The organism is Bradyrhizobium liaoningense, from assembly GCF_018130955.1.
GTDB classification, from domain to species: domain Bacteria; phylum Pseudomonadota; class Alphaproteobacteria; order Rhizobiales; family Xanthobacteraceae; genus Bradyrhizobium; species Bradyrhizobium liaoningense_C.
This window is the reverse complement of sequence record NZ_JAFCJM010000014.1, coordinates 135,174-148,585: the sequence shown is the minus strand read 5'-3', so window position 1 is coordinate 148,585 and position 13,412 is coordinate 135,174. Positions and strand designations below refer to the sequence as shown.

Below are 13,412 nucleotides of genomic sequence, written 5' to 3'. Positions count from 1 at the left end.
ACGGTACCGCGCGGAGCGCGGCCCGGAGCATCGAGCCCGGAATCCATTTCTCCACCGACTCTGCGGCCTGATGGATTCCGGGCTCGCGCCAAGCGGCGCGCCCCGGAATGACGATTGAGGATATTCATGCAATTCGACACCAAGATCGCGGTCGTGATCCGCACCGATCTCCAGGCCTGGCAGAAGCTCAACGTCGCAGCCTTCCTCACCAGCGGCATTGCCGCGGCCCATCCGGCCTGCATCGGCGACCCCTACGAAGACGCGTCCGGCACAAAATATCTTTCGCTGATCGGCCAGCCGATCCTGATCTACGGTGCCGATGGTCCGGCCTTGACGCGCGCGCTCGACCGGGCGCTGACACGCAACGTCACGCCCGCGGTCTATACCGAGGACATGTTCAAGACCACGCATGATGCCGCCAATCGCGAGGCGGTGAGGGCGGTCGCGCGCACCGATCTCAATCTCGTCGGCATCGCCTTGCGCGCCGAGCGCAAGGTGATCGATAAAATTGTCGATGGATTGAAGTTCCATAGCTGACGCGTTCCGCGAGCTTCGCAACCTGTAACAGATATGTGACGCATTCCCTGCGCAATCATTGTGCTGTTTGACTCCGATCAAAGGGAGTTAGCGTGCGGTCGCTAGCTTGCCTGCAGAAATGCGAGGAGCAGAAACATGCCGACCATGAAAGCCGCAATCGTCAAGCAATTCGGCAAGCCGCTGGTGATCGAGGCGGTGCCGGTGCCGCAACCGGGGCCCGGCGAGGTCCTGGTCAAGGTGAAGGCCTGCGGCGTCTGCCACACCGATCTGCACGCCGCCTCCGGCGACTGGCCGGTGAAACCGGTGCCGCCGTTCATTCCCGGCCATGAGGCGGCCGGCATCGTTGCGGAACTCGGCCCGGGCGTTACCAATCTTAAGGTCGGCGACGCCGTCGGCGTTGCCTGGCTGCACGATGCGTGCATGGCCTGCGAATATTGCGAGACCGGTTGGGAGACGCTGTGCGAGCATCAGCACAACACCGGCTACAGCGTGAACGGGGGCTTCGCTGAATACGTCATCGCGTCGGCCGCGTTCGCGGCAAAACTGCCGGCGAACGTGGATTTCGCCGCAGTCGCGCCGATCCTGTGCGCCGGCGTCACCACCTACAAGGGATTGAAGGAGACCGAGGCGAGGCCCGGCGAGTGGGTCGTTATCTCCGGCGTCGGCGGGCTCGGCCATGTCGCGATCCAGTACGCGAAAGCGATGGGGCTGAAGGTCGCTGCGATCGATATCGCCGAGGACAAGCTTGCACTCGCACGCACGGCCGGTGCCGACCTCGCGGTCAACGCGCTGGAGACCGATGCTGTGGACAAGGTCTTGGCCGCAACCGGAGGCGGAGCGCACGGCGTTTTGGTGACGGCTGTGTCCACCGCGGCCTTTGCCCAGGCGTTGAAGATGGTGCGCCGGAAGGGCACCGTCAGTCTCGTCGGACTCCCGCCGGGTGAATTCCCAACGCCCATTTTCGATGTCGTCCTGAAGCGCATCACGGTGCGCGGCTCGATCGTGGGCACCCGCCGCGATCTCAACGAGGCGATAGCCTTCGCCGCCGACGGCAAGGTGCGGTCGGAAATCACCAAAGTGCCGCTGACGGAGATCAACAACGTCTTCGACCGGATGAAGGCCGGCAAGATCGACGGACGGATGGTGCTGGATTTTGGCTAGAGCCGGCGCCTCACGCCAGCGGCATGGTCTCGAACTTCGTCAGGCCCGGATCGAGATGATCCCAGGCGTGGCCGCGCGCGGCGTAGGTCACCACCTGCGGCTTGTAGCGGACGGGCTCGTCGAGGCTCGCGGCGCGGATGGTGAAGATGTCAGGCTGTGCTGCGAAGGTCAGGTAGACCGGCACGCCGCACACGGCGCAGAAGCCGCGCGTCTTCACGTTGCCGCTGTCACCGACCATGTCCCATTGCCTGGCGTCACCCATCAGCGTGACGCCGGCACGCGCGAAGGTGAGGTAGGAGCCGTGGCCGGTGCCGCTTTCACGCTGGCAGTCCCGGCACTGGCAGTGATTGCTGAACACGGGCTCGGCGGCAATCGAATAGCGGATCGCACCGCAGGCGCAGCCGCCGGTATAGGGCTTGTTCATCGCAATATCTCCCACTCACTCTTCGCCGCTGATTTCGTTGAGCTGGCGGACGACTTTCTTCCAGCCGCCGCTCATGACCGTGTAGGCCGACTCGTTCCTGGGCATGACGAACCCCGCGTGAACGAGGCGGATCCGCGTGCCGGCTTCGACCGGGGTGAGGGACCAGGTGACGACGGTGTCGAGCGGCGCGCCATAGCCGGTGTTGCGCTCGTCGCCGCCCTTCCAGGCATAGACGAGCCGACGGTTCGGCACGACCTCCAGAACGCGGCAATGGATCACGCCATCCCAGGAGCCACCCGGCGTGGTCTGGAACGTGAAGGTGTTGCCTTCGGTCGCTTCAAAGCCGGTCGGCTGCATCAACCAGCGCGCGATCAACTGCGCGCTGGTCAGCGCCTTCCAGACCGTCGCTGCTGCGTGAGGGAAGACCTCGTCGATGACGATGTCCTGTGTGTTTTCTTGGGGCTCGGCTTTCAACTCGGCTGCACTCACGGATCGATCTCCTTCAAGAGGTCACGCAGGTTTTGGAAACGCTCGCGCCAGAACACGCCGTAATGATCCATCCAGGTGACCAGCGGTTCGAGGCCCTGCGGCGCGGCGCGGTAGTAGACGTTGCGGCCCTCGGCGCGCTCGGCGACGAGGCCCGCCTGCTTCAGCGATTTCAGGTGCTGCGAGATCGCGCCCTGGGTGACACCGCTGCCGCGCGTCAGCTCGGCGACGGTGATCTCGTTGCTGTGGAAGACGCGCTCGAACACGGCGCGCCGCGTCGGATCGGCGAGGGCGCGCATCACGGTCGTCACGGGGCTGAGGGCTGCTTCGGTCATGTCGATCAATTAGCAATCGCTAATTCATTAGTCAATGCTAATTCATTTAGCTCGCGCGCATGTGAAAGCTGCGCTCAGGCTCGCTGCTTGACTATGACTGACCGGTCAGTCATAAAGTTGCATGACATCGAAGCCGACCAAAGCCGCAGTGGCGCGCAAGAGCGGGGCGAAAGGCTCCGTGCAGGACGAGGCGCCCGCCTCGAACCGTGCCGCGCGCGCGGCCGAGCGGCGCGCGGCCATCATCGAGGCGGCGCTGGAGGAGTTCATCGCGCGCGGCTTTGCCGCGACGCGGCTGGACGACATTGCCAAGCGCGCCGGCGTCGCCAAGGGCACGATCTACCTGCACTTCAAGGACAAGGAATCGATGTTCGAGGAGCTGGTGCGCCTCGTCATCGTTCCAGTGGTGGAGCGGCTCACCAAGCTGCCGCCGCCGGCCGGCTCGGTGCGCGACCTCGTCGAAGCCTTTGCCAGCACCTTCCTGCGCGAAGTTGCAAACACCAGGCGCGGGGACCTCGTGCGGCTGATCGTGGCGGAGGGCCCGCGCTTTCCGGCGGTGGCCGACTTCTACTACCGCGAGGTCGTGCAGCGCGGGATCGGCGGCATGCGCATGCTGATCGAGCTCGGCATCGCCCGGGGCGAGATCCGCGAAAAGGGCCTTGCGAAGTTTCCGCAGATCCTGGTCGCGCCGGTTTTGATTTCGGTGATCTGGCAGAGCCTGTTCGAGCGACATGCGCCGCTCGACGCGCAAGCGATGCTGCGTGTGCATCTCGATTTGATTTTTGGTGAACGGAGGACGACATGACGTCGTCGCGGAAGTTATTTGGTGTGTTGCTGGCCGTTCTGCTCGCGGCCGGATTGGGCGGCTGCAAGGAGACGCGCGATCCGGGTTTCCAGGGCTGGGTCGAGGCCGACATGATCTTCGTCAGCCCTGATGAAGCCGGACGCGTGACCAAGCTGAACGTGCGCGAGGGCGACGAGGTGAAGGTGGGCGATCACCTGTATTCCGTGGATGACGATCTCCAGCTCGCCGATCTCAACCAGAACAAGGCGACGCTGGCGAACGCGCAGCAGACCTATGACCGTGCGGCCTCCTTGAGCAGGACGGGTTCGGGCACGCAGGCCAATCTCGACTCCGCCGTTTCGAACCTGCGGGTCGCCGAAGCCCGTGTGGCGACGTCGGAGACGCGGATGGCGAGGCGCAAGGGCTTTGCGCCGGTCGCGGGCAAGGTCCAGCAGATCTACTTCCGCGAGGGCGAGATGGTCGCGGCGCAACGGCCGGTGCTCTCGATCATGCCGCCCGGCAACATGAAGATTCGCTTCTTCGTGCCGGAGACCGAGCTGCCCAAGCTCGCGATCGGCGACGAGGTGAGGGTAACCTGCGACAATTGTGCGGCGGATATCTCCGCCAAGATCTACTTCATCGCGACCACGGCTGAATACACCCCGCCAGTGATCTACAGCCTCGATGAACGGAACAAGCTCGTCTACCTGATCCAGGCGCGCCCCTCACGGCCCGACGTGCTGCGCGTCGGCCAGCCCGTCAGCGTCTACCTGAACCCGAAGACACCCGTGGCGGCCAAGTGATGAACGGGACGGCAACCAGCAACGGCATCGCGATCGACGTCAAGGGGCTGACTAAATCCTTTGGCGGCCGCGAGGTCGTGCATGATCTGTCGATGCAGGTGAAGCGTGGCTCGATCTACGGCTTCCTCGGCCCCAACGGCTCCGGCAAGACCACTACCATCCGCATCCTCTGCGGGCTGCTCACACCCGACAGCGGCGAGGGCACGTGCCTCGGCTACGACATTCGCCGCGACGCCGAGCGCATCAAGCGGCAGGTCGGCTACATGACCCAGCGCTTCAGCCTCTATCAGGACCTCTCGGTGCGCGAGAACCTCGAATTCGTCGCGCGACTCTACGGCATGAGGGACGCCCGCGGTGCGGCGCGCGAGATGATCAAGCGGCTCGGGCTGTCCGGCCGCGAGGAACAGCTCGCAGGTGAGCTGTCGGGCGGCTGGAAGCAGCGGCTGGCGCTCGGGGCCTGCACGCTGCCCAATCCGCAGCTTCTGCTGCTGGACGAGCCGACCGCAGGCGTCGATCCCAAGGCGCGACGCGATTTCTGGAACGAGATCCACGCACTTGCGGCCGAAGGTCTCACCGTGCTGGTCTCGACGCACTACATGGACGAGGCCGAGCGCTGTCACGAGATCGCCTACATCGCCTATGGCCATCTGCTCGCGCATGGCACGGTGGAGGAGGTGATCGCAAAATCGGCGCTCACCACCTACACCGTCACCGGAGACGACCTGAACGGGCTTGCCGGCGAGCTCGCCGACAAGCCCGGCGTCGACATGGTGGCGCCGTTCGGCACCTCCCTGCATGTCTCGGGCCGCGACGTCGCGGCACTGGAAGCCAGCATCGCGCCCTGGCGTGCGAGAGGCGGCCTGCACTGGGTGAAATCGTCGCCCTCGCTGGAAGACGTCTTCATCGAATTGATGACCCGCTCGAAGGACAATTTCCAATGAGCGCGGTCGATACGTCCAGTGGTGCGCACGACATCCGGGAGCGCTTCGGCTTCTGGCGGCGCTCCTATGCGATGGTGGCGAAGGAGTTCATCCAGCTCCGGCGCGACCGCGTGTCGTTTGCGATGATCGTGTTGATCCCGGTGATGCAGCTCCTGCTGTTCGGCTTCGCCATCAACACCACGCCGCGCAATCTGCCGAGTGCGGTGCTGCTGCAGGAGGACAGCGACCTCGCGCGCTCGATCCTCAAGGCGCTGGAGAATACCTCCTATTTTCGCTTCGTTCATGAAGTGCATGATGTCGACGAGTTCGACAATTTGCTGAAGTCCGGCAAGGTGCTGTTCGGCGTCGAGATTCCGCGCGGCTTCGAGCGGGCAGTCCGGCGCGGCGACAAACCGGCATTGCTGGTGGCCGCCGACGCGACCGATCCCGTTGCCGCAAGCGCCGCGCTCGGCTCGCTCGGAACGATCGTGCAGACGGCCCTCCAGCACGATCTCTATATCGGCGATCCGCCGTTGCTGCCATTCGAGATCCGCGCGCATGCCCGCTACAATCCGGCCGCGGCCTCGCGCCTGAACATTGTGCCGGGGCTGGTCGGCACCATCTTGACCATGACCATGCTGATCTTCACCGCCCTGTCGGTGACGCGCGAGGTCGAGCGCGGCACGATGGAAAGCCTGTTGTCGATGCCGATCAAGCCGGTCGAGGTGATGTTCGGCAAGATCATCCCCTATGTGCTGGTCGGCTTCATCCAGGCCACGCTGATCATCGCCATCGGCGTCCTGCTGTTCGGCGTGCCGATCCTCGGTAGCCTCGCCATGCTGGCGGCGCTCTCGATGCTGTTCATCACCGCCAACCTGTCGATCGGTTACACCTTCTCGACCATCGCGCAGAACCAGCTCCAGGCGATCCAGATGTCGTTCATGTTCTTCTTGCCGAGCATATTGTTGTCGGGCTTCATGTTCCCCTTTGCGGGCATGCCGGTCTGGGCGCAATATCTCGGCGAAGGCCTGCCGCTGACGCACTATCTGAGAATCGTCCGCGCCATCATGCTCAAAGGCGCAACCGTGCAGAATTTGCAATATGACACGATCGCGCTGGCGACCCTCATGCTGTTCGCCATGACGATCGCGGTGATGCGCTTCCGTCGCACGCTCGATTGAGGCAAGATGCTCCGGGAAGCCCCGGGGGAGAGATGGTCAGTTTTGCAAGCAGGAAGGCCCGGCAACACGCCGTGGTGTCGGATGACTTCGAGCGCGAGCTGACGCGCGAAGTGCTGCGCACCGAGCTGTTGCGCGTCAGGGCATTGATCGTGACGGGATCCGTCATGATGGTGTTCTTCACCGCCATCGACCTCATCGACCCCAGCGTCGTGGAAAGGGTCTGGCGCGGCACGCTCGGCCTGAGCCAGGTCTATGGCCTCCTGGTGGGCTTCATCCTGTTCGAGGTCTGGGTCCATTCCCAGATCAGGCGTAACCTCAAGCTCGACCGCGACCTGCCGGTGGTCAGGCGCTATATTGGCGCCTTCATCGAAACCTCGTTCCCGACCGTCATCCTGATCCTGCAGATCCGCAGCATGGGCGCAAGCCAGGCGCTGGGCTTCGTCGTGCCGCTGATCTACTTCATCTTCGTCATTCTCTCGACGCTGCGGCTCGATTTCTGGCTGTCGACATTCACGGGCTTTGTGGCCGCAGCCGAGCTGTTCGCCGTCGCCATGTACTACCACCCGGTCGACGCCACGGGTGTGCCGGAGACCTATTTCCATGCCGTGCGCAGCGTGATTATCCTGATCTGCGGCGTGCTCGCAGGTGCGGTCGGCGCGCAGCTCCGCCGGCAGTTCGCAGCCAGCATCGCGGCCGCCACCGCGCGCGACCGCGTCACCAACCTGTTCGGCCAGCACGTCTCGCCGCAGGTCGTGGAGCGGCTGATGACGGAGGGCACGAGTGCCGGCGGCGACGTCCGCCGCGTCGCCGTAATGTTCGTCGATTTCCGCGGTTTCACGGCCGGTGCGCAGACGCGTTCGCCGCAGGAGGTCGTCGACCGGCTCGACGGCGCCTTCGCCGTGCTGGTCGATATCCTCGACCGGCAAGGGGGCATCGTGAACAAGTTTCTCGGCGACGGCTTTCTCGCCCTGTTCGGCGCGCCGCTGGCGGCGTCCGACGCGGCGCATCGCGCCGTTGCCGCGGGCCGCGAGATGCTCAGTGCGATGGAGCACATCAACGCGGAATCGAGCTGGCCGCTGCGGATCGGGATCGGCATCCATTTCGGTGAGGTCGTCGCCGGCAATATCGGCTCGCCCCGGCGCAAGGAATATACCGTGATCGGCGACACCGTGAATTTCGCCTCGCGCCTCGAAGCGCTGAACAAGGAATTTGGCTCGCAGCTCCTGATCTCGTCCGCCGTGCGCGAGGCGCTTGGCGACGACGGCAACGATGCGGTTGCACTGGGCGAGGTCGAAGTGCGCGGCTATGAGCAGCCAGTGGCGGTCTATCAACTGGGATAGCGCCGGCAAAAAATCCCTCGCGCACGATTGCACCGAATGCACCGAATTTTGGGGCATGACGGCTGACTGTGTCCGCATGTAGAGTGCGCCCGACACTTTGCATAAGGGAATTCAGATGCAGCGGCGTTACATCACTGTCGACGTGTTTACCGATCGCGCCTTTGGCGGCAATCCGCTCGCCGTCGTGCTCGACGCCGGCGGTCTGACCACGGCGCAGATGCAGTCGATCGCGACCGAGTTCAACTATTCCGAGACGACCTTCGTGCTGCCGCCGCGCGACAAGATGAACGATGCCGAAGTGCGCATCTTCACGCCGGTCAGGGAGCTTCCCTTCGCGGGCCATCCGAACGTCGGCACCGCCTACGTGCTGGCGACGCTCGCTAAGGAGCCGAAGCCGCGCCTGCTGTTCGAGGAGAAGGCGGGGCTGGTGCCGGTCGACATCAGGCGAGAGCAGGGCCGCGTTGTCAGCACCGAGCTTACCGCGCCGCAGGCGTTGACGCGCGCCTCAAAGCTCTCGCCGGCGGAAGTTGCGGCCTGCCTGTCGTTGAGTGCGGAGGACGTCACCGCCGATCGGCACGCGCCTGAGGTCGTCGGCGTCGGAACGGCGTTCGTGGTCGCGGAATTGCGCTCGCGCGATGCGGTGCGGCGGGCCAAGCCTGATGCCGGGGCGTTTTCCCGTGTGCTGCCCCGTGACGGCGCCTTCGCGATCTATTTCTACACGCGTGACGTGCCCGCGGCGGAGGCGCTGTGCGATCTTCAGGCGCGGATGTTTTTCCCCGGGTCGAGCGGCCTGATCGAAGATCCCGCCACCGGCAGCGCCACGGTTGCCGCCGCGGCGCTGCTGGCCGAGCTCGAACCCGCGCGCGACGGCGAACTGAAGCTCACGATCGGGCAGGGCTTTGACATGGGCCGCCCCAGCATGTTGCTGACGCGCGTGCGCAAGGAGGGCGGCAGTATTCTCTCCGCCCATGTCGGCGGGCAGTGCGTCCAGATGATGGAAGGGACGTTCCAACTGGCGGGAGAGGGTTGAGCACTCTCTCCGCCCGTCATTCCGGGGCGATGCGAAGCATCGAGCCCGGAATCCATCGGACCGCATATCCTGACGATGAATGGATTCCGGGTTCGCGCTTCGCGCGCCCCGGAATGACGACTAAGCCTGCGGCGCCGCCAAATTCTTCACCGTCACCCCGTCGCGCTCCTCGATGATCTCGGCGATCATCTGGCGATGGCAATGGGTGTGGTCGCGCTCGTAGCAGAGCAGGCAGACGGGGCCGGCCTTCTTCACCAGCGCCGAGAGCTCGTCCATCTCTTCCTTGGCCTGCGGTGTCTTCAGGTGCTTTGAATAGATTTTTTCGAGCACGTCATACTGGCCGCTGCGCGCGGCGAGGCGGCCTTCCTTGGGTGTGCCGAGCGCGGCCAGATGCACATAGGCGATGCCGCGCTCGTCGAGGCCGGCGGCAAGCTGCTTCTTGGAAAAGCCCGGCCGGCGCGACGAGGTCACGGCGCGCACGTCGACCAGGAGCTTGACGCCGGCCTGTTCGAGCTCATCTAGCACCGCTTTCGGCGGCGTCTGCTCATAGCCGATGGTGAAGAGGCGATTTGCCTTGCGCGCCATGTGGTCTTCCGTGTGAGTTGCTGTCCCGAAAGGTTACGTCATCCCCGGCGTGCTCGCCATAACCGCGGAGGTTATGTTGCCGCGGGTCCCAATGTTGGGTCCCATGTGTTGCTGCCACAGGGCACATATTGCATAGTTCACGCGAGAGCCGGTCGAACCGGCCGCGCTGGGGAGGGCATGATGATTGGGGCAGGTCGACACTTGGCGGCAATCGCCGTCGCGTTCACCCTGGGCATAGCGCCGACCTTGGCGCCGATCCAGGCGCAGACCAACTACCCGGAACGCCCGGTGAAGATCATCGTTCCGATCGGCCCCGGTGGCAGCTACGACCTGGTTGGGCGCGCGCTGGCCGATGTCCTGTCGAAACGCTCCGGCCAATCCTTCTTTGTCGAGAACAAGCCCGGTGCGGGCACGGTCGTGGGGACGCAGGCGGCCGCGCAAAGCGCGTCGGACGGTTACACGCTGATGGTCGGTGGGCTCTCGAACATGGCCTTCAACTCCGCGCTCTATGCCAATCTCGCTTACGATCCGCTGCGCGATTTTATACCGGTCGCGATGGTCTATCGCTTCGGCTATGTGATGGTCGGCCGCAAGGATCTGCCCCAGGCCGATGTGAGGGCGATCGTCGCGGCGGCGAAGGATAAGCCCGGCTCGATCACCGTCGCGACGGCCGGTGTCGGCACCGGGCAGCAGCTCGTTGCGGCCGCCTTCATGAAGGCGGCCGGCGTCAAGCTGCTGGAGGTACCCTACAAGAGCTCGCCGCAAGCCTTCACCGATCTCCTGGCCGGCCGCGTCGACCTGTTCTTCGATTCCATCGCAGCCGGCCTGCCATACGTGCAATCGGAGCAGGCGCGGGGCATTGCCGTGCTGTCGTCGAAGCGCAGCCGGCTTGCGCCCGACGTTCCCACGATGTCGGAGGCGGGCGTGACCGGACTCGACGTCGATTCCTGGCTCGCCATCGTCGTGCCGGCGAAAACGCCGCCCGCCGTGGTCGCCAAATTGCGCGGCGACATCCGCGCCGTGCTGCCGGAGCTGGCGGAACGGTTCGAGAAGACCGGCGGCGAGGTGTGGGACAAGCCGGAGGGGCTGGAGGCCTTTGTCGCGGCGGAGCACGCGAGCTGGACCAAGCTCATTCGCGATGCCGGGATCAAGCTGGATTAGGAAGCTGAGGCAGAGCCTTCCTGCGTAAACTCGGCCGGAGAAGGTGTGGCTGCCCGACCAGGTATCCACGCTTGCCTCACATGGCATAGCGCCGGTAGAGCACGACAATGACAGCGAGCACTGTTCCGGCATAAGTGACCTGCGCTACGTGATCCAAAACAACAGCGGCGCGCTTTCGGCCGGCCTCCCGAAGTGTTTCATGTTTGTAGCCCGCCAATATCGCCATCAGGCATAGTACGAAGAAGATGTAGAACATCTCTTCGACCACCACCGTGTATCCGACATCGCCGATCTGACTGTTTACCGCCACGAGCAGCACCGCGCTTGCCAGGATCGAGGTCACCGGAATCGTCACACGTTCGCGAAACATGGTTTCGGGAAAGAACAGCGTCGCGAATACGACGAGCACGAGCAGAAACATCGGCAGCAGGTTCTTCAGCATGTAGATGGAGGAGCTGCGGCGCAGCATGATGGTCGCATCGAAGCCTGCGAATTCCGTCATTGCTCCTGCATCAAACAAAGACGCCTTTCCGAGCGTCGATCCGCTGGACAGGGATTCGACGAAGTAGTTCAGTCCTAGAAATCGCCAGAGTTGAAGTCCGGAATAGGCCCCGTCCTCGGCCCGCGAGCTTCCGTCGTCGGCGAGGCGCAGGCCGAACCGATCGATGACGTAGGTGATGAGCTCCCGTCGCTGTTCCGTGTTCTGGAAATGGAGACGCAATTGCTGCGTGTCGAATGGATAGTCATGGAGATCGAAACGGGCCTTGAAATCCCCGCTGATGCGATAGAGCCGGTAGCTCAGGCCGTCTTCCTTTCCAGCCTGAATCGGTCGAGCCGGATCGAACGCCCCGCGATCCAGCAATGCCGGGAATTCGACGTGCGTCTGCGCCTCATCGTCGCCAGCGAACCGCATCCAGAGATAGAAGTCGACGTTGAACGAATTCTGCTTCACGTCGATCCGGCTGACGCGAATGATGTCGATGCCGGTGTAAACGACACGCTGAATCCAGTTGCGCCGCCCCTCGAACGTGATGACATGGCCCTTCTCCTGTTCGGCGTCGAGATCGATTCCATCCGGCTGATCGATGCGTACGAGTTGGAGCGGCGCCGTGACGAACCGACCGTATCGGAAGAAACCCATTCGGATCGGGCGCGGAATGTCGCGGTTCGCGTTGAAATAGAGCAGGCCCGTTAGCCCGACGACCGCAGATTTCGGACTGTCGATCGCGGCCAGTGCGAGGCGCAAACGGTCGCGATCTGCAATCTTGCTGTCGGATCGTTTCTGAATCCCCTGTCCCATAAACCGGTGGTGTACGGCAGCTCGTTTCAGCGCATCGATCATCAGGCGAGCGGCATCATACGCGCCGCCGCCTACCCAACTTGGCGAGGTTCCCGCTTTCGCTTTGTAATCCGCGGCAAAAACTTGCGCTGCCACGCCGGAGCTGTCGAAGATCAGCGACGATGCAGCATACAGATTCTCGCTGAAGAAACCTGGACGCGTTTTTTCCTCGGGCTCGTTAAGGAAGTTTTGCAAATAGCTTTCGCGGCCCGCGCCCTGGGTTGTGATGATCGTTCCCTTCATGCCGCGGCGGCGCAGCGCCTTGACGATGTCTGCGATATAATCGGCTGCCGCACCGACGACGATGACGCCGGGACCGGGCTCCTGCGCTGCGGCGTTCAACGCCTCGTCCATCGATCCAATCCGACCCGGGGCGGCTTCCAGTCCGAACACGCGCAACTGCTCAGTCGGATAGGCCGCCGTAAATCCGCGCGCAAAACTCTTGCCATAGGAATCGCGCGTGTGAACGAGGCGGACTTTTGGCTCCTTCATCACGGCGCGCAGATGTTCCGCGATCGAGCGCGCCTGCGCGGAGATCGGCGACAGCGCACGAAAATAGTATTCATTGCCGGATGTCAGATCGTCGGCAGCCGCGCCTCCCGTGAGTGCCGGGATCCGCGCATCCTTATATACCGGCGCTGCCGCGAGCGATGCGGAGCTGAGATAATGGCCGAGCACAGCGACGCATGGGCTGTCGGCGATCGCCTGCGCATTCGCGCGCGCCACGGCTGGATTGCTTGCGTCGTCGAACAGAACGAGTTCAATCGACCGTCCGTTGACGCCACCCTTGGTGTTCACCTCGTCGATTGCAAGCTGCGTCGCGACGAGGCTTTCCGTCCCGGCCGGGGCGGACGGGCCAGAGAGCGAATTGGCGAATGCGATGCGAATAGGCTCCGGGCGGGTCCAGAGGATGGCGGCCCAGGCGACGGCGAGCACCAGGGCGACGCCCGCAACAACAGCAAGCCACATTGTAAGCCGCTGCTTCATCGTCGATCCTTGCATCGATCGGCACAAGCCGAGATTCTCAAGATCGAGGCCTCAATCAGGCCGAGATTGCCGCCGCTGGGAGCGTTTTTCAAGCCCGCCCCATCGCCATCGGCTAGATCTATGACCAGTCAAGGCGGATGAAGGAAGAGTGCGTGGTGCCGAAAGTCCGGGCCGTCGGCCGTGGCCCTCAGTCATTCACATACCCGGCCGGACACCGCCCGCATTCGCCGGACGGCGCCAGCAAGAAGGGGCGGTGGCAATTCCAGATTGAGCGCGCGAGCGGTTTTCAAACCTCGAAACCAATCGGCTGCTCGACAGGCTTGTCTGCAGGGCTTGCGCCCT

14 protein-coding genes are annotated in these 13,412 nt (G+C 63.9%); 9 read left to right on the top strand and 5 right to left on the bottom strand.

Going from position 1 to position 13,412, the window contains the following annotated elements; genetic code table 11:
- The first annotated feature begins 126 nt into the window (after positions 1-126).
- Positions 127-537 (top strand): DUF2000 family protein, encoded by a 411-nt coding sequence (locus tag JQ632_RS14730; protein WP_212403113.1) that lies wholly within the window; start codon positions 127-129, stop codon positions 535-537.
- A 135-nt stretch (positions 538-672) separates the two neighbouring features.
- Entirely contained in the window at positions 673-1,698 is a 1,026-nt protein-coding gene (gene adhP, locus JQ632_RS14725) for an alcohol dehydrogenase AdhP (protein ID WP_212403111.1), read from the top strand.
- Between the two features lie 10 nt (positions 1,699-1,708).
- On the opposite strand, the gene JQ632_RS14720 is transcribed toward adhP, so the two are convergent.
- The 3 genes from JQ632_RS14720 to JQ632_RS14710 are packed head-to-tail and all read right to left on the bottom strand — an operon-like array spanning position 1,709 to position 2,943.
- Positions 1,709-2,122 carry a GFA family protein gene (locus tag JQ632_RS14720; RefSeq protein ID WP_212403109.1) on the bottom strand — a complete coding sequence of 138 codons (414 nt, stop codon included), beginning with the start codon at positions 2,120-2,122 and terminating at the stop codon, positions 1,709-1,711.
- Positions 2,123-2,137: 15 nt separating this feature from the next.
- Positions 2,138-2,611 carry an SRPBCC domain-containing protein gene (locus JQ632_RS14715; RefSeq protein ID WP_212403107.1) on the bottom strand — a complete coding sequence of 158 codons (474 nt, stop codon included), beginning with the start codon at positions 2,609-2,611 and terminating at the stop codon, positions 2,138-2,140.
- Positions 2,608-2,943, bottom strand: a complete 336-nt coding sequence (locus tag JQ632_RS14710) for a helix-turn-helix transcriptional regulator (protein ID WP_212403105.1) — start codon at positions 2,941-2,943, stop codon at positions 2,608-2,610. The genes JQ632_RS14715 and JQ632_RS14710 overlap by 4 nt, the downstream gene beginning before the upstream one ends.
- Before the next feature lie 121 nt (positions 2,944-3,064).
- On the opposite strand from JQ632_RS14710, the gene JQ632_RS14705 reads away from it, so the two are divergent.
- From JQ632_RS14705 to JQ632_RS14680, 6 genes are all read left to right on the top strand, one after another.
- On the top strand, positions 3,065-3,745 hold the full coding sequence (locus tag JQ632_RS14705; RefSeq protein ID WP_212403103.1) for a TetR/AcrR family transcriptional regulator: 681 nt from the start codon (positions 3,065-3,067) through the stop codon (positions 3,743-3,745).
- On the top strand, positions 3,742-4,527 hold the full coding sequence (locus JQ632_RS14700) for an HlyD family secretion protein (RefSeq protein ID WP_212403101.1): 786 nt from the start codon (positions 3,742-3,744) through the stop codon (positions 4,525-4,527). The genes JQ632_RS14705 and JQ632_RS14700 overlap by 4 nt, the downstream gene beginning before the upstream one ends.
- The gene (locus tag JQ632_RS14695) at positions 4,527-5,468 is read left to right on the top strand and encodes an ABC transporter ATP-binding protein (RefSeq protein WP_212403099.1); all 942 of its coding nucleotides are present in this window, start codon (positions 4,527-4,529) and stop codon (positions 5,466-5,468) included. The genes JQ632_RS14700 and JQ632_RS14695 overlap by 1 nt, the downstream gene beginning before the upstream one ends.
- On the top strand, positions 5,465-6,628 hold the full coding sequence (locus tag JQ632_RS14690; RefSeq protein ID WP_212403097.1) for an ABC transporter permease: 1,164 nt from the start codon (positions 5,465-5,467) through the stop codon (positions 6,626-6,628). The genes JQ632_RS14695 and JQ632_RS14690 overlap by 4 nt, the downstream gene beginning before the upstream one ends.
- Before the next feature lie 32 nt (positions 6,629-6,660).
- Complete coding sequence (locus JQ632_RS14685) at positions 6,661-7,968, top strand: adenylate/guanylate cyclase domain-containing protein (protein ID WP_212403095.1); 1,308 nt, start codon at positions 6,661-6,663, stop codon at positions 7,966-7,968.
- Between the two features lie 115 nt (positions 7,969-8,083).
- On the top strand, positions 8,084-8,998 hold the full coding sequence (locus tag JQ632_RS14680) for a PhzF family phenazine biosynthesis protein (protein ID WP_212403093.1): 915 nt from the start codon (positions 8,084-8,086) through the stop codon (positions 8,996-8,998).
- A gap of 120 nt (positions 8,999-9,118) precedes the next feature.
- Here the strand turns inward: JQ632_RS14680 and JQ632_RS14675 are convergent, their stop codons facing one another.
- Positions 9,119-9,583 carry a DUF488 family protein gene (locus tag JQ632_RS14675; RefSeq protein ID WP_212403091.1) on the bottom strand — a complete coding sequence of 155 codons (465 nt, stop codon included), beginning with the start codon at positions 9,581-9,583 and terminating at the stop codon, positions 9,119-9,121.
- Between the two features lie 201 nt (positions 9,584-9,784).
- Here JQ632_RS14675 and JQ632_RS14670 point away from each other — a divergent pair, with 201 nt between their 5' ends.
- Positions 9,785-10,744, top strand: coding sequence for a tripartite tricarboxylate transporter substrate binding protein (locus JQ632_RS14670; protein WP_212403089.1), 960 nt, complete (start codon positions 9,785-9,787; stop codon positions 10,742-10,744).
- Positions 10,745-10,820: 76 nt separating this feature from the next.
- On the opposite strand, the gene JQ632_RS14665 is transcribed toward JQ632_RS14670, so the two are convergent.
- On the bottom strand, positions 10,821-13,070 hold the full coding sequence (locus JQ632_RS14665; RefSeq protein WP_212403087.1) for an ABC transporter substrate-binding protein: 2,250 nt from the start codon (positions 13,068-13,070) through the stop codon (positions 10,821-10,823).
- Positions 13,071-13,412 lie beyond the last annotated feature (342 nt).